The sequence below is a fragment of the Frigoribacterium sp. AC394 genome, assembly GCF_979258095.1.
Map to the genome: position 1 here is coordinate 191,288 of NZ_OZ409834.1, position 23,398 is coordinate 214,685.

20 protein-coding genes and 1 pseudogene are annotated in these 23,398 nt (G+C 67.9%); 17 read left to right on the top strand and 4 right to left on the bottom strand.

Features of this window, described 5'->3' with window-relative positions:
* Positions 1-396: 396 nt before the first annotated feature.
* The 9 genes from ACZZY9_RS00810 (at position 397) to dnaE (ending at position 10,148) form a co-directional block, all read left to right on the top strand.
* Complete coding sequence (locus ACZZY9_RS00810) at positions 397-1,128, top strand: cell division protein FtsQ/DivIB (RefSeq protein WP_463462629.1); 732 nt, start codon at positions 397-399, stop codon at positions 1,126-1,128.
* Positions 1,129-1,265: 137 nt separating this feature from the next.
* Positions 1,266-2,429, top strand: a complete 1,164-nt coding sequence (gene ftsZ, locus ACZZY9_RS00815; RefSeq protein ID WP_192060442.1) for a cell division protein FtsZ — start codon at positions 1,266-1,268, stop codon at positions 2,427-2,429.
* 2 nt (positions 2,430-2,431) lie between these two features.
* Positions 2,432-3,130: a YggS family pyridoxal phosphate-dependent enzyme gene (locus ACZZY9_RS00820; protein ID WP_463462630.1), complete on the top strand. Its 699-nt coding sequence runs from the start codon at positions 2,432-2,434 to the stop codon at positions 3,128-3,130.
* Positions 3,131-3,165: 35 nt separating this feature from the next.
* Complete coding sequence (locus ACZZY9_RS00825; protein WP_463462631.1) at positions 3,166-3,702, top strand: cell division protein SepF; 537 nt, start codon at positions 3,166-3,168, stop codon at positions 3,700-3,702.
* An 81-nt stretch (positions 3,703-3,783) separates the two neighbouring features.
* A complete protein-coding gene (locus ACZZY9_RS00830) occupies positions 3,784-4,077 on the top strand; it encodes a YggT family protein (protein WP_463462632.1) in 294 nt (97 codons plus the stop codon).
* A 229-nt stretch (positions 4,078-4,306) separates the two neighbouring features.
* The gene (locus ACZZY9_RS00835) at positions 4,307-5,053 is read left to right on the top strand and encodes a DivIVA domain-containing protein (protein WP_463462633.1); all 747 of its coding nucleotides are present in this window, start codon (positions 4,307-4,309) and stop codon (positions 5,051-5,053) included.
* Positions 5,054-5,056: 3 nt separating this feature from the next.
* The gene (gene lspA, locus ACZZY9_RS00840; RefSeq protein WP_463462634.1) at positions 5,057-5,668 is read left to right on the top strand and encodes a signal peptidase II; all 612 of its coding nucleotides are present in this window, start codon (positions 5,057-5,059) and stop codon (positions 5,666-5,668) included.
* Positions 5,665-6,588 (top strand): RluA family pseudouridine synthase, encoded by a 924-nt coding sequence (locus ACZZY9_RS00845; protein WP_192060437.1) that lies wholly within the window; start codon positions 5,665-5,667, stop codon positions 6,586-6,588. Before lspA ends, ACZZY9_RS00845 begins: the two co-directional genes overlap by 4 nt.
* A 98-nt stretch (positions 6,589-6,686) precedes the next feature.
* Positions 6,687-10,148 (top strand): DNA polymerase III subunit alpha, encoded by a 3,462-nt coding sequence (dnaE, locus tag ACZZY9_RS00850; protein ID WP_192060601.1) that lies wholly within the window; start codon positions 6,687-6,689, stop codon positions 10,146-10,148.
* A 41-nt stretch (positions 10,149-10,189) separates the two neighbouring features.
* Here dnaE and ACZZY9_RS00855 read toward each other — a convergent pair whose 3' ends face one another.
* A complete protein-coding gene (locus tag ACZZY9_RS00855) occupies positions 10,190-10,726 on the bottom strand; it encodes a flavin reductase family protein (protein WP_463462635.1) in 537 nt (178 codons plus the stop codon).
* Positions 10,727-10,815: 89 nt separating this feature from the next.
* Here ACZZY9_RS00855 and hisD point away from each other — a divergent pair, with 89 nt between their 5' ends.
* The 3 genes and pseudogenes from hisD to ACZZY9_RS00870 all read left to right on the top strand — a co-directional run bounded on the left by hisD (position 10,816) and on the right by ACZZY9_RS00870 (position 13,714).
* Positions 10,816-12,126, top strand: coding sequence for a histidinol dehydrogenase (hisD, locus tag ACZZY9_RS00860; protein WP_463462636.1), 1,311 nt, complete (start codon positions 10,816-10,818; stop codon positions 12,124-12,126).
* A 64-nt stretch (positions 12,127-12,190) separates the two neighbouring features.
* Positions 12,191-12,673: a transcriptional regulator NrdR gene (gene nrdR, locus ACZZY9_RS00865; protein WP_192060434.1), complete on the top strand. Its 483-nt coding sequence runs from the start codon at positions 12,191-12,193 to the stop codon at positions 12,671-12,673.
* Positions 12,670-13,714: pseudogene (locus ACZZY9_RS00870) on the top strand (quinone-dependent dihydroorotate dehydrogenase). The gene nrdR and the pseudogene ACZZY9_RS00870 overlap by 4 nt, the downstream one beginning before the upstream one ends.
* 118 nt (positions 13,715-13,832) lie before the next feature.
* Here ACZZY9_RS00870 and ACZZY9_RS00875 read toward each other — a convergent pair.
* On the bottom strand, positions 13,833-14,411 hold the full coding sequence (locus tag ACZZY9_RS00875; RefSeq protein WP_463462637.1) for a DUF3043 domain-containing protein: 579 nt from the start codon (positions 14,409-14,411) through the stop codon (positions 13,833-13,835).
* A gap of 41 nt (positions 14,412-14,452) precedes the next feature.
* On the opposite strand from ACZZY9_RS00875, the gene ACZZY9_RS00880 reads away from it, so the two are divergent.
* From ACZZY9_RS00880 to ACZZY9_RS00900, 5 genes are all read left to right on the top strand, one after another.
* Positions 14,453-15,871, top strand: a complete 1,419-nt coding sequence (locus ACZZY9_RS00880; protein ID WP_463462638.1) for a M20/M25/M40 family metallo-hydrolase — start codon at positions 14,453-14,455, stop codon at positions 15,869-15,871.
* Positions 15,872-15,966: 95 nt separating this feature from the next.
* Positions 15,967-16,347 (top strand): iron-sulfur cluster insertion protein ErpA, encoded by a 381-nt coding sequence (gene erpA / locus ACZZY9_RS00885; RefSeq protein ID WP_192060430.1) that lies wholly within the window; start codon positions 15,967-15,969, stop codon positions 16,345-16,347.
* Between the two features lie 188 nt (positions 16,348-16,535).
* Positions 16,536-17,429: an aa3-type cytochrome oxidase subunit II gene (ctaC, locus tag ACZZY9_RS00890; RefSeq protein WP_463462639.1), complete on the top strand. Its 894-nt coding sequence runs from the start codon at positions 16,536-16,538 to the stop codon at positions 17,427-17,429.
* A gap of 10 nt (positions 17,430-17,439) precedes the next feature.
* Positions 17,440-19,185 carry an aa3-type cytochrome oxidase subunit I gene (gene ctaD, locus ACZZY9_RS00895; protein WP_463462640.1) on the top strand — a complete coding sequence of 582 codons (1,746 nt, stop codon included), beginning with the start codon at positions 17,440-17,442 and terminating at the stop codon, positions 19,183-19,185.
* Between the two features lie 6 nt (positions 19,186-19,191).
* Positions 19,192-19,608 (top strand): cytochrome c oxidase subunit 4, encoded by a 417-nt coding sequence (locus ACZZY9_RS00900; RefSeq protein ID WP_463462641.1) that lies wholly within the window; start codon positions 19,192-19,194, stop codon positions 19,606-19,608.
* Between the two features lie 1,043 nt (positions 19,609-20,651).
* On the opposite strand, the gene qcrB is transcribed toward ACZZY9_RS00900, so the two are convergent.
* A complete protein-coding gene (qcrB, locus tag ACZZY9_RS00905; RefSeq protein ID WP_243213988.1) occupies positions 20,652-22,310 on the bottom strand; it encodes a cytochrome bc1 complex cytochrome b subunit in 1,659 nt (552 codons plus the stop codon).
* Positions 22,307-23,374, bottom strand: a complete 1,068-nt coding sequence (gene qcrA, locus ACZZY9_RS00910; RefSeq protein WP_463462642.1) for a cytochrome bc1 complex Rieske iron-sulfur subunit — start codon at positions 23,372-23,374, stop codon at positions 22,307-22,309. Before qcrA ends, qcrB begins: the two co-directional genes overlap by 4 nt.
* Between the last annotated feature and the right edge of the window lie 24 nt (positions 23,375-23,398).

The following is a 23,398-nucleotide window of genomic DNA, read 5'->3' on the forward strand; positions in this document are numbered from 1 at the left end:
TTCGACCCCTCGGCCCGCCCCGCGCCGAGTTCCGACGCGCCGAACGGCGACGAGACCCCGGGGGCTGCATCCGACTCGCCAGGCGAGGGATCCACCGCGGGTCGTCTGCGGTCCCGGCTGGGTGCGCTGCGCCTCCCCGGTTCACGGGACGACGCATCGCGACCGGTCGACCCCGGGGAGGAATCCGGCGCCGACGGGTCGGCATCGGCCTCGATGTCCGACCGTCGACCGTCGGGCGGCGACGGTGACAGCGCAGCGGATGGACCGCGGCCGACGAAGAGCGAGCCGTCGGAGCCCGTGAGCCTGCCGACGCGCGACACGTCGCGCGACGAGGCGCGTCGTCGAGCGTCCGACGCCCGGCGGGCGAGTCGGCGTGCGTCCCGGCAGAGGAGGCGCGTGGAGCGTCTCGAGGTCCGCCGCTTCACCCGTCGGTCGAGGCACCGTCGGGCGACCTGGACGTCAGTCGCCGTCGTGGCCGCACTTCTCGGCGCATCGGTCGGTGTCGCGGTCTTCTCGCCCCTCCTCTCCTTGCAGACCATCACGGTCGACGGCACCGACCGGGTCGACGCGGCCGCGGTGCAGGCTGCCGTCGACGACCAGCTGGGTACGCCCCTGGCCCGCATCGACTTCGACCGCATCACGCGCGAGCTGGAGGCGTTCCCGCTGATCGCCAGCTACGTGACCGAGACCGCGCCTCCCCACACCCTGGTGATCCGCATCACCGAGCGTCAGCCCATCGCGACCGTGGCGGACGGCGACGAGTTCGAGCTCGTCGATCCGGCGGGCATCGTCGTGCAGCGCCTCGACGCGCGTCAAGAGGGCGTGCCCCTCGTCGACGTCGCCGGCGCCCCGCTCGACGGCACGGCCTTCCGTGCGTCGACGGAGGTGCTGCTGGCCTTGCCGGCCGCCCTCCGATCGACGGTGGACCGCGTGACGGCGTCGACGGCCGACGATGTGACGTTGACCCTCACCACCGGTCAGCGGGTCGTCTGGGGGAGCGACGAGCACTCCGACCGCAAGGCGGAGGTGCTCGCCGGTCTGATGGCCGACCAGGCCTCGAGAGACGCCTCCGCCTCGGTCGAGTACGACGTCTCGGCGCCCGACAACGGCATCATCCGACCCATCTGACCATGCCGTTCGCGACACGCCTGCCACGATGTTGTCGGGTCCCGGTCGCGGCACATACCTTGTGACTGCATAACTTGCATACCATGTACAACCTTAACCTTCAACTTACGAGTTAAGGTTTCAGCGGAGGCCCGGACGTGACAACGAACCATAACTACCTAGCCGTGATCAAGGTCGTCGGTGTCGGCGGCGGTGGCGTCAACGCCGTCAACCGCATGATCGAACTCGGGCTCCGCGGAGTCGAGTTCATCGCGATCAACACCGACGCCCAGGCGCTCCTGCTCAGCGACGCCGACGTCAAGCTCGACGTCGGACGCGAGCTGACCCGTGGTCTCGGTGCGGGTGCCGACCCCGAGGTGGGTCGTCGCGCGGCGGAGGACCACGCAGAAGAGATCGAAGAGGCCCTCGCAGGCGCCGACATGGTCTTCGTCACGGCAGGTGAGGGCGGAGGCACCGGCACGGGCGGCGCCCCGGTCGTCGCCCGCATCGCGAAGTCGATCGGCGCACTCACCATCGGCGTCGTCACGAAGCCCTTCGGCTTCGAGGGCAAGCGTCGTCAGGCTCAGGCCGAGGCCGGGGTCGCCGCGCTGAAGGACGAGGTCGACACCCTCATCGTCGTCCCCAACGATCGTCTGCTCGAGATCAGCGAACGCGGCATCAGCATGGTCGAGGCGTTCGGCACGGCCGACCAGGTGCTGCTCGCCGGCGTCCAGGGCATCACCGACCTCATCACCACCCCCGGTCTCATCAACCTCGACTTCGCCGACGTCAAGTCGGTCATGCAGGGAGCCGGCTCGGCGCTGATGGGCATCGGCTCGTCGCGCGGTGCCGACCGGGCGATCAAGGCGGCCGAGCTGGCCGTCGCGTCCCCGCTGCTCGAAGCGAGCATCGACGGCGCCCACGGCGTGCTGCTGTCCATCCAGGGCGGTTCCAACCTCGGCATCTTCGAGATCAACGACGCGGCCCGCCTCGTCCAGGAGGCGGTGCACGCCGAGGCCAACATCATCTTCGGTGCCGTCATCGACGACACCCTGGGCGACGAGGTGCGGGTCACGGTCATCGCCGCGGGCTTCGACGGCGGAGAGCCCTCCACCAAGACGAAGGAGCGCCGCTCGAGCTTCGTCGAGTCCGAGGCTCCCGCGTCGGCGTCCGTCGCCGGTGTCTCGGCCATCGCCGACAGCGGTGCGACGCACGACACGCCGTCCTGGAAGCGTCCCGACGACACCGCGTCCACCCAGGCCGCCGACCCCGTCTTCGACGACGGAGACGACGACCTCGACGTGCCCGACTTCCTCAAGTAGAGGTGTCGGTCGAACCCGCCGTCGGCGGTGACCTCGAGGCCCGCCTCGCCCGGGTCGCCGCCGACGTCGGCGATGCCGTCCGTGCCGCCGGCCGTCGGCCCGACGAGGTCACGACGATCGTCGTCACGAAGTTCCACCCGGCCGAGCTCGTCACGAGGCTCTACGACCTCGGGGTCCGAGACGTCGGTGAGAACCGCCACCAGGAGGCGCAGGTCAAGGCGGCGGACCTCTCCGGTCTCGAGGGCCTCCGCTGGCACTTCGTCGGGCAGCTGCAGTCCAAGAAGGCGCGTCAGGCCCGTCGGTACGCCGCGGCGGTCCACTCCCTCGATCGGGTGAGCGTCGTCGACGCGCTGGCCGCCGACGACGGCGCCCTCCTCGATGGATTCGTTCAGGTGAACCTCACCGACGATCCGGGTCGCGGCGGTGTCGCACCCGCCGACGTCGAGGCTCTGGCCGAACGCATCGTGTCGACGCCCGGTCTGCGGCTGCGCGGCGTCATGGCCGTGGCTCCGCTCGACGAGCCGGCGCGACCGGCCTTCGCGCGCCTCCGGGACATCTCCGACCGAGTGCGTTCGATCGCGCCCGAGGCCGGCGACATCTCGGCGGGGATGTCCGGCGACTTCGCCGAGGCCGTCGCGGAAGGCGCGACACACCTACGAATCGGCACGGCAATCACGGGAATGCGACCGCCTGCTCGTTAATGTCGGGGGAGACGTCCACGATCCGGAGGAAACACATGGCCAACCCGCTGCGCAAGACGATGGTCTACCTGGGCCTCGCCGACGAAGAACTCGAGTACGACGAGCAGACGCCCGCCGCGGCCGCTCCGACGCAGCCCGCTCGCCAGACCTCCGCCGGGGCGACGTCGCCCGTGGCTCCGGTCGCCCCGGTGGCCGCCGCACCCGCTCCCACAGCACCTCGCGCTCCCGTGACGCCCCTGCGTCGCGCCTCGACCACCACCACGACGAAGAACACGGTGCCTCACGACATGAACGAGATCCTCACGGTCCACCCGCGCGAGTACAAGGACGCCCAGGCCATCGCCGAGAGCTTCCGCGACGGGATCCCCGTCATCATCAACCTCTCGCAGATGACCGAGGCAGACGCCCGCCGCCTCGTCGACTTCGCGAGCGGTCTCTCGCAGGGGCTCTACGGCAAGATCGAGCGCGTCACCAACAAGGTGTTCCTGCTCTCGCCCGCGCACATCGCCGTGAGTGGTGAGCAGGCTGAGGTAGAGTCCGACATCGAGGCGTCCTTCTTCGCCCAGTCCTGACGGGCCGAGGCGCCGCCGCCACGCCGTCCTCTCTGATCGCGGTACGACCGCGCCGACTCGGTGTGAGCTGACGACACCCCGATGATCGTTTCTCTGATCGCCACGATCGCCTACTACCTGCTGCTCCTCTTCTTCCTGATGATGTGGGCCCGCTTCGTCCTCGATCTGGCTCAGTCGTTCAGCCGGGGGTGGCGACCTCGCGGCCCGGTCCTCGTGCTCGCCGAGGTGACTTACACCATGACCGACCCGCCCATCCGGGCGGTGCGGAAGGTGCTGCCCCCGGTGCGACTCGGCTCGGTCGCCCTGGACTTCGGCTGGAGTCTGATCATGCTCGCCGTCATCATCCTCATGAGCGTGACGTCCTATCTCCGCTGACGGCGGCTCGCCGCGTCGCCGCACCCGCATCTCTGATGTTCGCTACGGTATACATGAACGTCGGTGCCCCGACCGGCTCCGAGACTCCGTCCCGGCGTCCAGCGGCACCACAGCACGACCCATGCGACAGCACGACCCATACGTCGGTCACGCCACACGGCGACCGGTACAGACCACGATCGACTGAGACCACGATCAATCGATCCACGAGATTCACGAGGTGACGGCAATGGCTTTGACGCCTGAAGACGTAGTCAACAAGCGGTTCCAGCCGACGAAGTTCCGCGAGGGCTACGACCAAGACGAGGTCGACGACTTCCTCGACGAGGTGGTCGCAGAACTTCGTCGCCTCAACCAGGAGAACGACGAGCTGCGTCAGCGTCTCGACTCGGGCGAGTCGCGCGACGACGAGGCCCAGGCGCCTGCGCCGGTCTCCGCGGTCGCAGCACCTGTCGCGCCGACCCCCGCCTCGGTCCCCGCCCCCGAGCCCGCACCGGCCCCCGAGCCCGCCGTGGCCGCTGTCGTCGCCCCCGCCGCTCCGGCCTACGTCGGCCCGTCGGCCGACGAGACCGAGAGCACCAACAACCTCCTGCAGCTGGCTCGCCGCCTGCACGAAGAGCACGTCCGCGAGGGCGTCGAGAAGCGCGACGCGCTGATCGCCGAGGGTCACTCCACCGCGGCACGCGTCGTCGCCGAGGGTGAAGCGAAGAAGCGCGAGCTCGTCTCCGACGCCGAGACCCGAGCCCGCGACGTCGTCCAGACGGCCGAGGCCGAGAAGCGCGAGACTCTCGACAAGCTCGCCACCGAGCGCACGGGCCTCGAGCGTCGCATCGACGACCTCCGTACGTTCGAGCGCGACTACCGTCAGAAGCTCAAGAGCTACATCGAGGGTCAGCTGCGCGAGCTCGACGGAGAGTCGACCGGCGAGAACCAGCCGGCCGCCCCCGCCAGCGCGCAGGGCTTCGGGTCCAACTAAGTCTTGGCACCCGACACCCCCTCGACGAAGGTCAGCGTCCGCCTCCTGGCGGCGCTGGCCTTCGTCGCTGTCTGCGTCTACGCGGCAGACCAGCTCACCAAGCACCTCGTGACCACGACGATGACCGAGGGCAGCAGCATCGACGTCGTCGGCGCCTTCTTCCAGCTCCACTTCGTCAAGAACCCGGGCGCGGCGTTCTCGCTCGCCAGCGGTTCCACCTGGATCTTCTCCCTCGCCGCCGCCGCGGTCGTCGTCGCGATCATCGTCTTCGCCCGTCGCATCCGCTCAGGCGCCTGGGCCGTCATGCTGGGCATGCTCCTCGGCGGCACGCTCGGCAACCTCACCGACCGTCTCTTCCGGGAGCCGTCGTTCGGCATGGGGCACGTGATCGACTTCCTGTACTTCCCTGATCTCCTGCCGGCCATCTTCAACGTCGCCGACATCTTCATCGTGTCGAGCATGGGCCTGCTGCTGCTGCTGACCCTCCTCGGGGTCAACCTCGACGGCACCCGTGTGCTCTCGAAGAAGAGACAGCGCGAGCTCGATCGCGAGGCGGAGGACGCCGCGTCGACCGGCACCGCGCCTCCTGTCGACGCCCCGGTGGACCGCTCGTGAGCGAGTACCGTTCGCTGCCCGTGCCCGACGGTCTCGCGGGCGAGAGGGTCGATGCGGCCCTGGCCAAGCTGCTCGGCTTCAGCCGCACGTTCGCCGTCGAGGTCGTGAGCGCCGGGGGTGTGACCGTCGACTCCAGAACGGTCGGCAAGTCCGACCGGCTCGAGGCGGGCTCGTGGCTCGAGGTCGAGTGGACCCCGAGAGAGGGTCCTTCGATCGTCGCACTCGATGTGCCCGGCATGGGCATCGTCCACGACGACGACGAGATCGTGGTGGTCGACAAACCCGTGGGCGTCGCCGCCCATCCGTCCGTCGGCTGGACGGGTCCGACCGTGCTCGGCGGCCTGGCGGCCGCGGGCTTCGCCATCGCGACGTCGGGCGCCGCCGAACGGGCGGGGATCGTCCACCGACTCGACGTGGGCACCAGTGGTCTGATGGTGGTCGCCAAGACGGAGCGCGCCTACACCGTGCTGAAGCAGGCCTTCCGCGAGCGGACGGTCGACAAGATCTACAACGCAGTCGTGCAGGGGCACCCCGATCCTCTGACCGGGACGATCGACGCTCCGATCGGCCGTCACCCGTCGTCGGACTGGAAGTTCGCCGTCGTCGTCGACGGGAAGCCCTCCGTCACGCACTACGAGACCGTCGAGGCCTTCCCCTCCGCCTCCTTGCTCGAGATCCATCTCGAGACCGGGCGGACGCACCAGATCCGCGTGCACATGTCGGCGCAACGCCATCCCTGCGTGGGCGACACGACGTACGGGGCCGACCCGACGCTGTCCGCCAAGCTCGGGCTGACCCGGCAGTGGCTGCACGCAGTGAGTCTCGGATTCCGGCACCCGGGCACGGGCGAGCAGGTCGTCTACCGGTCCGACCATCCCGCCGATCTTCGACACGCGCTCGATGTCCTCGGTGAGAGTTAGGCTGTTCCTCCAGCAGTCAGATCCACCATCAGACGGGGAGCCTCTTGGCCTCGAGCAACGACTCATTCGTCCACCTGCACGTCCACAGCGAGTACTCGATGCTCGACGGTGCCGCGAGGGTCACACCGCTGGTCACGGAGGCCGCCGCGCAGGGCATGCCCGCCGTGGCGGTCACCGACCACGGCAACGTGTTCGGCGCCTTCGAATTCTGGAAGTCCGCGACCGACGCCGGCGTGAAGCCGATCATCGGCACCGAGGCCTACATCACACCCGGCACGCACCGCAGCGACAAGACGCGGGTGCGCTGGGGCGACGGCGGTCGTGACGACGTCTCGGGCGCCGGCGCGTACACGCACATGACCCTGCTGGCCGAGAACACCGGGGGCATGCACAACCTCTTCCGGCTGTCGTCGAGGGCGTCGCTCGAGGGGTACTACTTCAAGCCCCGCATGGACCGCGAGCTGCTGTCCCAGTACGGCAAGGGGCTGATCGCCACCACGGGCTGCCCGAGCGGCGAGGTGCAGACCCGCCTTCGACTGGGTCAGTACGACGAGGCCGTCAAGGCCGCCTCCGACTTCCGCGACATCTTCGGGCGTGAGAACTACTTCGCCGAGATCATGGATCACGGTCTCGGCATCGAGCGACGGATCATGGGCGATCTGCTCAGACTGGCGAAAGACCTCGATCTGCCCCTCGTGGCGACGAACGACCTGCACTACACCCACGAGCACGATGCGACGAGTCATGCGGCGCTGCTGTGCGTGCAGTCCGGCTCGACGCTGAACGACCCGAACCGCTTCAAGTTCGACGCCGACGAGTTCTACCTCAAGACCGCCCAGCAGATGCGTCACCTGTTCCGCGACCACCCCGAGGCCTGCGACAACACGCTGCTCATCGCCGAGCGATGCGACGTGCAGTTCAACACGTCGGCGAACTACATGCCGCGCTACCCCGTGCCCGAGGGTGAGACGGAAGAGACCTGGTTCATCAAAGAGGTCGAGAAGGGCCTCGTCTACCGCTACCCGAACGGGATCCCCGACGACGTCCGCAAGCAGGCGGAGTACGAGATCGGCGTCATCGCCGGCATGGGGTTCCCCGGGTACTTCCTCGTCGTCGCCGACTTCATCAACTGGTCGAAGGAGAACGGCATCCGCGTCGGGCCGGGCCGAGGCTCCGGCGCCGGCTCGATGGCGGCCTACGCCATGCGCATCACCGACCTCGACCCGCTGCGGCACGGCCTCATCTTCGAGCGGTTCCTCAACCCCGACCGCGTCTCCATGCCCGACTTCGACGTCGACTTCGACGACCGTCGCCGGGGCGAGGTCATCCAGTACGTCACCGAGAAGTACGGCGACGAGCGGGTGGCGCAGATCGTCACGTACGGCACCATCAAGGCCAAGCAGGCGCTCAAAGACAGCTCGCGGGTGCTGGGCTTCCCGTTCGGGATGGGCGAGAAGCTCACCAAGGCCATGCCCCCGGCCATCATGGGCAAGGACATCCCGCTCACCGGCATCTTCGACAAGCAGCACGACCGGTACAAGGAGGCGGGTGACATCCGCGCGGTCGTCGAGTCCGATCCGGAGGCGCGAACGGTCTTCGACACGGCCCTCGGACTCGAGGGCCTGAAGCGGCAGTGGGGCGTCCACGCCGCCGGTGTCATCATGTCGAGCGATCCGCTGCTCGACATCATCCCCATCATGAAGCGCGAGCAGGACGGCCAGATCGTCACGCAGTTCGACTACCCCGCCTGCGAGTCGCTCGGTCTGATCAAGATGGACTTCCTGGGCTTGCGGAACCTCACGATCATCAACGACGCCCTCGACAACATCAAGACGAACCGCGACTTCGACCTGGTGCTCGAAGACCTCGAGCTGGATGACGCCGGCGCGTACGAGCTCCTGGCCTCAGGCGACACCCTGGGCGTCTTCCAGCTCGACGGCGGGCCGATGCGCGGTCTGCTCCGTCTGATGAAGCCCGACAACTTCGAGGACATCTCGGCCGTCATCGCGTTGTACCGACCGGGACCCATGGGTGCGAACTCGCACACGAACTACGCCCTCCGCAAGAACGGGCTGCAAGAGATCACGGCCATCCACCCCGAGCTCGAAGAGCCCCTGTCCGAGGTCCTCGGCGGCACCTACGGTCTGATCATCTACCAGGAGCAGGTGATGAGCGTCGCGCAGAAGCTCGCCGGCTTCTCGCTCGGTCAGGCCGACATCCTCCGTCGTGCCATGGGCAAGAAGAAGAAGTCCGAACTGGACAAGCAGTTCGCGGGCTTCTCGCAGGGCATGGCCGACAACGGCTACTCGCCGGAGGCCGTGCAGAAGATCTGGGACATCCTGCTGCCGTTCTCCGACTACGCGTTCAACAAGGCGCACTCGGCGGCCTACGGCGTCGTCTCGTACTGGACGGCCTATCTGAAGGCGCACTACCCCGCCGAGTACATGGCCGCGCTGCTGACGAGCGTCGGCGACTCGCGCGACAAGCTCGGTCTCTATCTGAACGAGTGCCGACGGATGGGCATCAAGGTGCTGCCACCGGACGTCAACGAGTCGATCGGGTTCTTCGCCGCCGTCGGCGACGACATCCGCTTCGGCATGGGCGCCGTGCGCAACGTGGGGTTCAACGTCGTCGACCACATCATCGCGGCCCGCCAGAAGGAGGGCGCGTTCACGACGTTCCACGACTTCCTGCGCAAGGTGCCGCTGCCGGTCACCAACAAGCGCACGGTCGAGTCGCTGGTCAAGGCCGGAGCCTTCGACACCCTGGGCTCGACTCGACGGGCGCTGGTCGAGGTCCACGAGTCGGCGGTCGAGGCGGCGGTCAGCGAGAAGCGCGCCGAGGCGAACGGCCAGGTCGGCTTCGACTTCGACAGCCTGTGGGACGAGCCGGCCGACGTGCAGCAGGTGCCCGAGCGACCGGAGTGGTCGAAGCGCGACAAGCTCGCCTTCGAGCGCGACATGCTGGGTCTCTACGTGTCGGACCACCCGTTGGCCGGGCTCGAGCTGCCCTTGGCGAAGCACGCCCAGACCACGGTCACCGATCTGCTGGCGAGCGACGCCTCGATGGACGGTGAGACCGTCACCATCGCGGGGCTGATCACGAGCGTTCAGCACCGGGTCGCGCGCAACAGCGGCAACCCTTACGGAATCATCACCGTCGAGGACTTCGGTGGCGAGATCACCGCGATGTTCCTGGGCAAGACCTATCAGGAGTTCGGCCCGACGCTGGTCGGCGACTCCATCATCGTCCTCAAGGGCCGGGTCAGCCTCCGCGACGACGGTATGAACCTCCACGCGGTCAGCATGTTCAGCCCCGATCTGGGCGCGGGTGTCAACCACGGGCCCCTCGTGCTGCAGATGCCCGAGTACCGTGCGACCACCGACACGGTCACGGAGCTGGCCGCCGTGCTCGGGCGCCACTCCGGGGGCACGGAGGTGCGCCTCCGTCTGCTCAAGGGCGACAACGCGCGAACCTTCGAGATCCCCATGCCGGTCGACATCACGGCCGACCTGTTCGGCGAGCTGAAGAGCCTGCTCGGCCCGGGCTGCCTGGTCTGATCCGGGCTGGTCGGCTGGTCGGTTGGTCGACCGGCCCGGTCCTACTGGTCGGCCGGCCGACCGGGCGTGAGGTAACGGCGGTCGTGGTAGAGCAGGGCGTCGTCGTCGAGGCCCGTTCCGCCGCCTTCGACACGCACCACGACGACGGCGTTGCCCTCGACGGGGAGCCGCTCGACGATGCGACCGCTGAACCAGGCCGTGACGCCCCGCATCAGGGGAAGTCCACGGGGGCCCACGAGCCAGTCGTCGTCGTCGGCGAAGCGCATCGCCGCCGGCCCCGCCATGCGCCGCGCAGCCTGCTCGTTCCGCGCGCCGAGCAGATGCACGATCACGTCGTCGACCTCGGACACCGCACGCCAGGAGCTGGCCGTGCGGGCCATGTTGAAGGTCGCCAACGGGGGATCGGCGGCCAAGGAGGCCAGGGAGGTGGCGGTGAAGCCGACCGGGCTCCCGTCGGATGCACGGGTCGTCACGATGGCCACCCCGGCGGCGTGGCGGCGGAAGGCCTCGCGGAAGGCGACGACGTCCTCGCCCGGCGATTCGGCGGGGCGGGGGTCCGCGTGCTGGGGCTCCGTCATGACAGGGGTGCGCCTCCTCGGCTCCATGCGTCGTATCGGGCGGTGCCCTCAGGGCCTCGGCGCGGCACCACGACTAGGCTGGGGCGGTCATGATCCAGACCACAGACCTCCGCGGAACACACCCTACCCACGCCGACCTCCTCGACCTCGTGCCCCGCGCGCGGGCGGACGTCAGCACCGCTTCGGAGGCCGCGGCGCGCCTCGTCGCCGACGTCCGAGAACGAGGCGCCGACGCGCTCCGTGATCAGGCCGAACGGTTCGACGGCGTCCGCACCGAGACCTTCCGGGTGCCGGCCGACGAGATCGCCGACGCCGTCGCAGCGCTCGATCCGCTCGTGCGCGAGGCTCTCGAGGAGTCCATCGCCCGCGTCACCGAGGGCAGTCGGGCGCAGATCCCGGCGGGCACGGTGACCCGGCCCGCCGACGGCGCCGTCATCGAGCAGCGTTGGCAGCCCGTGACCCGCGCCGGCGTGTACGTGCCCGGCGGCAAGGCCGTCTACCCCTCGAGCGTCGTCATGAACGTCGTGCCGGCCCAGGTGGCGGGCGTCGAGTCGATCGCCGTCGTGAGTCCCGCCCAGCGCGAGTTCGGCGGCGGGGTCCACCCGGTCATCCTCGGCGCCGCAGGGCTGCTCGGCGTCGACGAGGTCTACGCCATGGGCGGGGCGGGGTCGATCGGCGCGTTGGCCTACGGCGTTCCCGAGATCGGCCTCGAGCCGGTCCAGGTCATCACCGGGCCGGGCAACAACTTCGTCGCGGCGGCGAAGCAGATCGTCCGCGGCCACGTCGGGATCGACGCCGTCGCCGGCGCCACCGAGATCCTCGTCATCGCCGACGGCTCGGCCGACCCGGTGCTCGTCGCCGTCGACCTCATCAGCCAGGCCGAGCACGACGAGGAGGCCGCCGCCGTCCTCGTCACCGACTCCGCGGAGCTCGTCGACGAGGTACGACGCGAGCTCGAGCGTCTGGTGCCCCTGACGATGAGCGCCGAGAGGGTCCGGGTGGCCCTCGCCGGGCGGCAGTCCGCACTCGTCATCGTCGACGACATGACGGCCGCCGTCGCCTTCAGCAACGCCTACGGCCCGGAGCACCTCGAGATCCAGACCAGCGACGACGAGTCCGTGCTGCGTTCGATCACGAGCGCCGGCGCCGTCTTCGTCGGGAGCAGCACGCCGGTCAGTCTCGGCGACTACCTCGCGGGCTCGAACCACGTCCTCCCGACCGGGGGCCAGGCGCGCTTCTCGTCAGGTCTCGGCGCCTACACGTTCCTGCGTCCGCAGCAGATAGTCCGCTACGACGAGTCGGCCCTGGCCGTCGTCGCCGACCGCCTCGTCGCCCTGTCGCGCGCCGAGCTGCTGCCCGCGCACGGCGAGGCCGTGGCGGCACGCATCCGACGTCCCTGACCCGCGCCTCCGGCTCCTCCCCTCGACGAGGGGGCGGCTGTGCTCCCAGTACGCTGAGAGCACCATGTTCTGTCCCTTCTGCCGTCATCCCGATTCCCGCGTCGTCGACTCGCGCACCAGCGACGACGGCACGTCCATCCGGCGACGCCGCCAGTGCCCGCACTGCAGTCGGCGTTTCAGCACCACCGAGACGGCCAGCCTCAACGTCGTCAAGCGCAACGGGGTGCTCGAGCCGTTCAGTCGCGAGAAGATCATCTCCGGTGTCCGGAAGGCCTGCCAGGGTCGACCCGTGACCGACGGTGATCTGGCCGTCCTGGCCCAGCGGGTCGAGGAGGCCGTCCGCGCCAGCGGCACGTCGCAGATCGAGGCCAACGACATCGGCCTGGCGATCCTGCCCCCGCTGCGAGAGCTCGACGAGGTGGCCTACCTGCGGTTCGCCAGCGTCTACCAGGCGTTCGACTCGCTCGACGACTTCGAGGCCTCGATCGCGACGCTGCGCGAAGAGCACGCCGGGCGGCCCCGCACGACCCGATCGGTCGACGAATGACGACCCCGTACCGGCTCCTGTTCGATCTCGTCCTGTCGAAGCTCGACCCCGAAGACGCGCACCACCTGGCGTTCCGGGTCATCCGCGCCGTCCCCAGGCTCGGACTCGCGCCGCTCGCGAGGCGGTTCACCGCGCCGCACCCGTCGCTGGCCGTCTCGGCGCTGGGCCTCCGCTTCGACTCCCCGTTCGGCGTGGCGGCGGGCTTCGACAAGGACGCTCGGGGCATCGCCGGGCTCGGAGCGCTCGGCTTCGGCCACGTCGAGGTCGGCACCATCACGGCCCGGCCGCAACCCGGCAACGACCGACCTCGGCTCTTCCGGCTCGTCCCCGACCTGGCGGTCGTCAACCGCATGGGGTTCAACAACGGAGGCGCGCAGCAGGCCGCGACGGAGCTCGCGAAGGCACGGAGCGCCTCCCGTCGTCCGGTCGTCGGGGTGAACATCGGCAAGAGCCGTGTCGTCGACGTGGATGACGCGGTCGACGACTACCTGGTCAGCACGAGGCTCCTCGCGCCGTTGGCGGACTACCTGGCGGTCAACGTCAGCTCGCCCAACACGCCCGGGCTCCGGGGGCTCCAGAGAGCTCGATCGACTCGGCCCTCTGCTGAGGGCGGTCGCCGAGGCAGCCGGGTCGACTCCCGTCCTCGTCAAGATCGCGCCCGACCTCGACGACGAGGGCATCCGCACGATCGGCCGACTCGTCGGCGACCTGGGGCTGGCGGGAGTGATCGCCACGAACACGACGCTGTCGCGCGAGGGGCTCGCGACCGACTCGAGCGTGGTCGAAGCGGCCGGTGCCGGAGGCCTCTCCGGTGCGCCCCTGGCGGCTCGCTCGCTCGAGGTGCTGCGGCTGCTGGTCGACGCCGTACCCGAGGGCACCTGCATCATCTCCGTCGGGGGAGTCACCTCCGCCGCCGACGTCGACGAACGGCTGCGCGCCGGCGCGACCCTGGTCCAGGGGTACACCGCGTTCCTCTACCGGGGTCCACTCTGGGCCCGTCAGATCAACCGGGGCCTCCGCAGGCTCCGCTCCCGTCGTTGACGTGGGCGTGATCGGACCGTCGGTCGCCTGATCGGCCGTCACTGCCCCGCACGACGACACCGCCCCTCCTCTTGATTCTCATCGAGAGGAGGGGCGGCGTCGTGGAGTCGGAGAGGAGTCAGACGGTCGGGTACTGACCGCGCTTGATCTGCGGCTTCGGCATGCGCATGGGCTTCATCTGCATGGCCCGCATGGCGGCGTACCACTTGTTGCCCCGCTGGACGTTGCCGGCACCGTACTTCTCGGTGAGCTTCGACGTGACAAGGCGACCCACCACGAGGCAGTCGATCACGGCGACGATGAAGAAGCCCCAGAGGACGAAGAGGGTGATCATCTGGATGGCGGCCACCTGGATGATGCTCATGACGATGACGAGCACCATGATGGGGATCATCGCCTCGCCGACGCTGTAGCGCGCGTCGACGTAGTCGCGGATGAACTTGCGCTGCGGGCCCTTGTCGCGTTCGGGGAGGAACTTCTCCTCACCGTTCGCCATGCCCACGCGCTGCCGCTCGCGGACCTCGGCGAGGCGGGCCCGCTGGGCCTTCTGCGCCTCCTTGCCGGTGGCGACCAGAGGGCGTCGGTTCGCCTCCTCGCGCTCGCGCCTGGTCGGCGTCGGGCGACCCTTGCCGATCGGCGTCGATTCGGGGTCGACGACCTGCGTCGACGAGTCGGTCTTGTCTTCTGCCTTGGCCACGGATATTCCTCGGGGTTGAACGAGTTCCTAAGATTACCTGCATGACCGACTCGCAGCACCCCGTCCGACCGACCGACCCTCGTACTGTCAGCGAACTCGCGGAGGCCGTGCACGCCGGGCTCCCGTCGACGATCGCCGATCTCTCCTCGCTCGTGCGCATCCCCTCCGTCTCGTGGGACGCCTTCGACCCCGCCCACGTCGCGGAGAGCGCCGAGGCCGTGGCCCGTCTCGTCCGCGAGACGGGCCTCTTCGACGAGGTGACGGTCAGCCGGGCTCCCATCGGCGACACCGGCGCGACCGGTCAGCCTGCCGTCCTGGCCCGTCGGGAGGCGCGCGACGGCAAGAAGACCGTCCTGCTGTACGCGCACCACGACGTCCAACCCCAGGGGGACGACGCGCACTGGGGCACTCCGCCCTTCGAGCCCACGCTGAAGGGCGACCGCCTCTACGGTCGCGGTGCGTCCGACGACAAGGCCGGCGTCATGACCCACGTCGCCGCCCTCCGTGCCGTCCGCGAGGTCGTCGGCGACGACCTCGGCGTGGGCGTGGCCCTGTTCATCGAGGGCGAGGAGGAGTTCGGCTCGAGGTCGTTCGCGGACTTCCTCGCGCAGCACCGCGACCAGCTGGCCGCCGACGTGATCGTGGTGGCCGACTCCGACAACTGGAGCACCACCGTCCCGGCCATCACCGTCGGGCTGCGGGGCAATGTGACGTTCCGACTCACGGTCCGCACCCTCGCCCACGCCTCGCATTCGGGGATGCTCGGCGGCGTCGTCCCGGACGCCATGATGGCGATGGTGCGCCTCCTGGCCTCGCTCCACGACGACGACGGCGGTGTGGCCGTCGCCGGTCTCCGCAGCCGCGACGCGCAGCACCCCGAGCAGTCGGAGGAGACCCTCCGGGAGGAGTCCGGGCTGCTCGATGGGGTTCGGACGATCGGACACGGCCCCCTCCTGAGCCGGGTGTGGTCGCAGCCGTCGATCACCGTCACGGGGATCGATGCTCCGACCGTCGCGAACGCCTCCAACACGCTCTCGCCCGAGGTGTCCGTCCGCATCAGCGCGCGCGTCGCCCCGGGGCAGCCCGCGGCGGAGGCCTACGAGGCGCTGCGCGAGCACCTGCTGACGGACCCGCCGTTCGGTGCGCACGTCTCGATCGACGACGTCGACACGGGGGACCCGTTCCTCGTCGACACGAGCGGGCCGGCGATCGCCGACGTGACCGTGGCGATGACCGAGGGCTGGGGGGAGGCGCCGGTCCAGACCGGCATCGGAGGCTCGATCCCCTTCATCGCCGACCTCGTGAAGACCTTCCCGCACGCGGAGATCCTGGTGACCGGCGTCGAAGACCCCGACACGCGGGCGCACAGCCCCAACGAGTCGCAGCACCTCGGGGTGCTCCAGAAGGCCATCCTCACGGAGGCCATCCTCATCGCGCGACTCGACGCCGGGATCCGCTGACCGGATCATCGAGCCGGGGAACAAATCCCCGGGTCCGCTGCTTACACTGGTCGACGAGGAGTGCAGAGCACTCGCACCCGCTTGAAGGAGGCTCCATGACCGACACCGCGACCCCCGTCGTCGAGACGGCCGTTTCGACCGAGACGCCCGCCCACGGCGTCAAGCTCACCGATACCGCAGCCGGAAAGGTCAAGAGCCTCCTCATGCAGGAGGGGCGGGACGACCTCCGTCTCCGTGTCGCCGTCCAGCCCGGTGGCTGCTCCGGTCTGATCTACCAGCTCTACTTCGACGAGCGCCTGCTCGAGAACGACGCGACCGTCGACTACGACGGTGTCGAGGTCGTCGTCGACAAGATGAGCGTGCCGTACCTCGACGGCGCCGCCATCGACTTCGAGGACACCATCCAGAAGCAGGGCTTCACGATCGACAACCCGAACGCCCAGGGGAGCTGCGCCTGCGGCGACAGCTTCCACTGACGGTCGACCCGTCACCGCTCCTCGTCGGGGGCCGCCCTCCGGGGTGGTCCCCGACAGGCGGTTAATGGTTCGGCGTCGAACATTGCGGCGTGCTGTGTACTGAGGTCGGGGCAACCTGCGAGTAGGCTAGGGAAGTCCCCGTCCAGACTGGGAGCACCCCCCGAAGTCGCGTCATCCGAGAGGTAACAGTGCGTTCTCACCGCCGTAATCGTTGGGCCGCCATTCCCGTGGCAGCCGTCATGGCCCTCGTCCTCGCAGGCTGCACGCAAGACCAGCTGCAGGGTTGGCTGCCGACCGAGCCGGGCACCACGAACCACGTCGACAGCATCATCGGCCTCTGGGTCACGTCGTGGATCGTCCTCCTCATCGTCGGGTTCATCGTGTGGGGTCTGGTCATCTGGGCGTCGATCGCCTACCGCCGTCGCAAGGGCCAGACCGGCCTCCCGGTGCAGCTGCGGTACAACCTCCCGGTCGAGATCTTCTACACGGTCGTCCCGCTCATCCTGGTGCTCGGCTTCTTCGCCTTCACCGCTCGCGACCAGGCCGCCATCGAGGCGCCGACCGCGAGCCCCGACGTCAAGATCGACGTCTACGCCAAGCGCTGGGCCTGGGACTTCAACTACATCGATCAGCAGAACGAAGACGAGAGCACCTATTACCAGGGCATCCAGGCGCAGGAGGAGGCGGACGGAACGGTCGACGAAGACCAGCTACCCGTGCTCTACCTGCCCGTCGGCAAGTCCGTCGAGATCGAGCTCAAGTCGCGCGACGTCGCACACTCCTTCTGGGTCGTCGACTTCCTCTACAAGAAGGACACGATCCCCGGCAAGACCAACTACATGTACTTCACCCCCGAGAAAGAGGGCACCTTCACCGGAAAGTGCGCCGAGCTCTGCGGCGAGTACCACTCCCTGATGCTGTTCAACGTCAAGGTCGTCAGCCAGTCCGAGTACGACGCCTACCTGCAGACGCTCGCGGACGACGGCAACACGGGTCTGCTCGGCGACGAGTACAACACCAACACCAACCAGCCGGACAACGAGGCCCCTGTGGCCGCCGGCACCGAAGACTCCGAGAAGTAAGGCACGGTCGATGAGCTCAGCCACCGCCACCCGCCCCACCGGCGGAACATCCTCCTCCGGCCCGAACTTCGGTGCCTCGAAGGTCGGACGCAAGGGCAATGTCGTCGTGACGTGGATCACGTCGACCGACCACAAGACCATCGGGTACATGTACCTGATCGCGTCCTTCCTGTTCTTCTGCCTCGGCGGAGTCATGGCGCTGATCATCCGGGCGCAGCTCTTCGCCCCGGGTCTCGACGTCATCCAGACCAAAGAGCAGTACAACCAGCTGTTCACCATGCACGGCACGATCATGCTGCTCATGTTCGCGACGCCCCTGTTCTCGGGCTTCGCCAACGTGCTGATGCCGTTGCAGATCGGTGCTCCCGACGTCGCGTTCCCCCGACTGAACGGCTTCGCCTTCTGGCTGTACCTCTTCGGCTCCATCATCGCCGTCGCCGGGTTCCTCACCCCCCAGGGCGCTGCGTCGTTCGGCTGGTTCGCCTACGCGCCGTTGTCGGATACGACGTTCTCACCAGGGTTGGGTGGAAATCTCTGGGTGTTCGGTCTCGGTATGACCGGTTTCAGCACGATCCTCGGCGCCGTCAACTTCATCACGACCATCGTCACGATGCGCGCGCCCGGCATGACCATGTGGCGCATGCCGATCTTCACCTGGAACACGCTCATCACGGCGATCCTCGTGATCATGGCGTTCCCCGTGCTGGCTGCGGCCCTGTTCGGCCTCGGCTTCGACCGCGTGTTCGACGCTCAGGTGTTCAACCCGGCCAACGGTGGAGCCATCCTCTGGCAGCACCTGTTCTGGTTCTTCGGGCACCCCGAGGTCTACATCATCGCCCTGCCGTTCTTCGGCATCATCAGCGAGGTGCTCCCGGTCTTCAGTCGCAAGCCGATCTTCGGCTACAAGACGCTCGTCTACGCGACGATCTCGATCGCGGCTCTCTCCGTCACCGTGTGGGCTCACCACATGTACGTGACCGGCTCGGTACTGCTGCCCTTCTTCTCGCTGATGACCATGCTCATCGCGGTCCCGACCGGCGTGAAGATCTTCAACTGGATCGGCACGATGTGGCGCGGTTCGGTCACGTTCGAGACGCCCATGCTGTGGGCCATCGGGTTCCTCATCACCTTCACGTTCGGTGGTCTGACCGGCGTCATCCTGGCGTCGCCGCCCCTCGACTTCCACGTGTCGGACACCTACTTCGTCGTGGCGCACTTCCACTACGTCGTCTTCGGGACGGTCGTCTTCGCCATGTTCTCCGGGTTCTACTTCTGGTGGCCGAAGATGACCGGCAAGATGCTGAACGAGCGTCTCGGCAAGATCCACTTCTGGATGCTCTTCGTCGGCTTCCACACGACGTTCCTCATCCAGCACTGGCTGGGTGTGATGGGCATGCCCCGTCGTTACGCGACGTACCAGCCCGAAGACCACTTCACCTGGATGAACCAGCTGTCGACCATCGGTGCCATGCTGCTCGGCGTCTCGATCCTGCCGTTCCTCTACAACGTGTACATCACGGCGCGTCGCGCTCCCAAGGTCGAGGTGAACGACCCCTGGGGTTACTCGCGATCGCTGGAGTGGGCGACGTCGTGCCCGCCCCCTCGCCACAACTTCACCTCCATCCCCCGCATCCGCTCGGAGTCCCCGGCGTTCGACCTGAACCACCCCGAGGCCGGCCTGCCCGTCGGCATCGGCCCGGTGAAGGACGCCCCTGACGCTCCGACGTACGATGCAGCCAGCGACAAGGTGAAGTAGGCCCCGATGAAGACCAACGCAACTCTTTTCTGGATCCTCGCGATCTTCTTCTTCGCGATGGGAGCCGTCTACACGGTCTGGAACATCATCGACACCGGTCAGGTGGAGTGGGCCGGTACGGTCGCCATCCCCCTGGCAGGCATGCTCAGCGTGTTCCTCGCCTTCTACATGAGCCGGTCGCACAAGGCTCAGGGTGGGGAGCTCGCGGAAGACCGTCTGGACGCCAACATCGATGACGGCGACCCCGAGCTGGGGCACTTCAGCCCGTGGTCGTGGTGGCCGATCATTCTCGCCTTCGCGTGCGGCCTGATCTTCCTGGCTCTCGCAGTCGGCATGTGGATCATCTACATCGGTGGAGCTCTCGTCGCAGTCGCACTGGTCGGCTGGGTCTACGAGTACTATCGGGGCAACTTCGTCCACTGATCGATCGAGCTACTGCTTCACCTGAACGGCGTCCACGAAGTGGGCGCCGTTCGTGGATTCACCCTCCGGACTGACGACGCGAAGGGACCGGGGTTCGGACTGCGACGTGGCACGTGACGAGGCGGCCTCTGCGGGAGTCTGCGGCGACGATCCATCGGCGGGCAGCATGGGGTGCCTGGCGGAGAGCCGACACGCGACCTTCCATTCATGACCTCCTCGCTGCCTGTACCGGGTCGGTGACCGGGAAGCCGGTCCGTCGGGTGGATTTCGCCCACCGGACGTCCTCACGCGGGGGAGTGGCCGGTGTGTCCTGTGCGGCTCGGGGTCGAGGTCGATCTGCATGTCGGCCATCCGGCCGATCGAGGCCACAGCGACGAAGGAGTCGTCGAAGTGGCCTGGGACGTCGTCATCGACCGTGCAGCCGCGGGCACCTTGCAGATGTCGATCGTCCGGAACGGCAGTATCTCAGCTGAGGCTCGACCGCGACCATCGCTCAAAGGCGCGGAGGCGCCTGGCAAGCCTCGAGAGACCTCTCGGCAGCAGTGCGATGCTTCGACTAGCACCGGCACCTGCACCTGCACCGGCCACAGACACCGGAACGGGCCGAACGATGTCATCGGCAGGCACGATCGGTAGCCAACGCGTCAAAGGGGTCCAGGTCGCGTCACGGCCCGTCCGGCACGTCCTCTGCAGACAGGCGCTGGACACGAGAGACTCGTCCTCCTGTCACGCCCTGAGGCCCTTGGCGGAGGTGGACTTAAGGAGCGAGGGTGTTGTCGAAGGGCGACTCGGCTTCCGGGGGAGCCGGGGCACAGCGGGCAGGCACCTGGTGCACGCGAGCTCGAGGCGGTCTTGGTCGTGTCACGACGCTGCGCTGAACTCGACGGGCATCGACTTTCGGCCACGTGGCCGCGACGCCGTCCTCTCGACTCATGTCGCCTCGTCTCGGAGGCGGGGCTCGCAGTCCGAGTCACGGAGACTCCCAGGCCAAACGACTGAGGCCCGACCACCGCAGGGGTGGTCGGGCCTCAGAACGACTCGGGTCAGTGACCGTCGTTGTGCGGTGCCTCGATCTCGGAACGCTTCACCGGGGCGATGCGGTCTTCGAAGAAGAACGACGACATCGATGCCCGCAGACGCTGCACCGGCGTGATCTGACCGTTGGCGTTCGGACGGATCATCAGGGGCTCGTACTCGGTGAAGTTGAGCAGGCGCCAACGCTCGTACTCGTCGAGCTGCTCGTGGACCTCGACGTACTCGCCGCCGGGGAGACGGACGATGCGGCCCGACTCGTAGCCGTGCAACGCGATCTCGCGGTCCTTCTTCTGCAGACCCAGGCACACCCGTTTGGTGATCCAGAAGGCGATGAATGGTCCGAGGATCAGACAGGCCTGCACGGTGTGGATCACGTAGTTCAGGGAGAGATGGAAGTGCGTAGCCATCAGGTCCGAGCTGGCCGCGGCCCACAGGCTCGCGTAGACGACGATGCCGGCGGCGCCGATCGCCGTACGCGTGGGAGCGTTACGAGGGCGGTCGAGGATGTGGTGCTCGCGCTTGTCGCCCGTGACCCACGCCTCGAGGAACGGGTAGAGCAGGACGGCCAGGATGAAGATCACCAGGACGCCGATGGGGGCCAGGATGTTCATCGAGACTGTGTAGCCCCAGGCCACGAACTCCCAGTGCGGGGGCACCAGTCGTAGCGCACCGTCGGCGAATCCGATGTACCAGTCGGGCTGCGTTCCAGCCGACACGGGGGAGGGGTCGTACGGCCCGTAGTTCCAGATCGGGTTGATCGTGAACAGGGAGGCGATAAGGACGATCACACCGAAGACGATGAAGAAGAACCCACCGGCCTTGGCGGCGAACACAGGCATGACCGGGACGCCGACGACGTTCTCGTTGGTCTTGCCGGGGCCGGCCCACTGCGTGTGCTTGTTGATGATCAGCAGCAGGAGGTGGACGCCGAGCAGGGCGATGAGGAGAGCCGGCAGGAGCATGATGTGCAGCGAGTAGAAGCGCGCCACCATGTCGGTGCCGGGGAACTCGCCGCCGAACAGCAGGTACGAGATCCACACGCCGATGACGGGGATGCCCTTCACCATGCCGTCGATGATCCGAGCACCGTTACCGGAGAGCAGGTCGTCGGGGAGCGAGTAGCCGGTGAAGCCCTCGGCCATCGCGAGGACCCAGAGCGTGAAGCCGACGACCCAGTTGATCTCGCGGGGCTTGCGGAACGCACCGGTGAAGTACACGCGGAGCATGTGCAGCATGATCGCCGCGACGAAGAGCAGCGCCGCCCAGTGGTGGATCTGACGGAAGAGGAGCCCACCGCGGATGTCGAACGAGATGTCGAGCGTCGAGGCCATCGCCGCCGACATGTTCAAGCCCTTGAGGGGCACGTACGAGCCGTTGTAGTTCACCTCGGCCATGGACGGCTGGAAGAAGAACGTCAGGAACGTGCCCGAGAGCAGGATGACGACGAACGAGTACAGCGCGACCTCGCCCAGCATGAACGACCAGTGGTCGGGGAAGATCTTGCGACCGACCTCTTTCACGAGGCCGGACATGCTCGTACGCTCGTCGACGTAGTTGGCTGCGGCGCCGAAGAACTTGTTGGTCTTCGTCGGAGCGAATGCGGGGACCGTCGTCGTCGTGTTCGACGTCTTCGTCTCGGTCTCCGGTGCAGGGGTGGTGGTGATCACTTTTCGCGCTCCCAGTAGCTCGGGCCCACGGGCTCGTGGAAATCGCTCTGCGCGACGAGGTAACCATCGGCGTCGACTGCGATGGGCAGCTGCGGGAGAGGCCGTTTGGCCGGTCCGAAGATGACTTCGCAGTTGTTCTTCACGTCGAACGTCGACTGGTGGCAGGGGCAGAGCAGGTGGTGGGTCTGCTGCTCGTAGAGGGCCACAGGGCACCCCACGTGCGTGCAGATCTTCGAGTACGCGACGATGCCGTCGTACTGCCAGCCCTCGCGTCCTTCCGGAATGTTGAGGTCTTCCGGTTTGAGGCGCATCAGAAGGACTGCGGCCTTGGCTTTCTCTTCGAGCAGGTGCTCCGACTCGTTGAGGGTCTCGGGGATGACGTGGAACACGGAACCGAGCGTGATGTCGGAGGCTTTGATGCGGGCACCCGACGGGTCCATCGCGAGGTGCGTCCCCTCCTCCCAGAGGGTGTGACGCAGGACCTCGTTCGGGTCTTCGGCGGGCGCGAGATCGCGGAACAGGACGACGGCGGGGAGCGGCGTGGCCACGAGGGCGCCGATCAGGCTGTTCCGGATAAGCGTGCGGCGACCGAAGCCGGACTCCTGGTTGCCCAGTGCGAAGACCTCGACGGCCTTCTCACGGGTCTCGTCGGTGCCACGCGTCGAGTGACGCATCTCGGTGATCTCGCGAGCCGGCATCAGCGTCTTCGACCAGTGCACGGCCCCGATGCCGATCGAGATCAGCCCGAGGGCGATTCCGAGACCGAGGAACAGGTTGTTCAGGCGGACCGAGTTCGAGTCTCCCGATGTGATCGGGAAGGCGATGTACGCACCGATGGCGGCGATGCTGCCCACGATGGAGAGGAAGAACCAGACGCTGACCTGACGCTCGGCGCGCTTCTCGGCCTTGGGGTCGATGTCGGTGACACGGTCGCGGTGCGGCGGCTCACCCGGGTTCTCGAAGACGTCGGCAGTGACGACGGCCGTGCCGGCCGACACCTGTCGAGGCTCGTGCCTCTCGACAGCCGAGCCCGCGATGGGGGCCTCGTCGTCGTGCTGTGCCATGGGTTTTGCCTTTCGGTGAAGTAC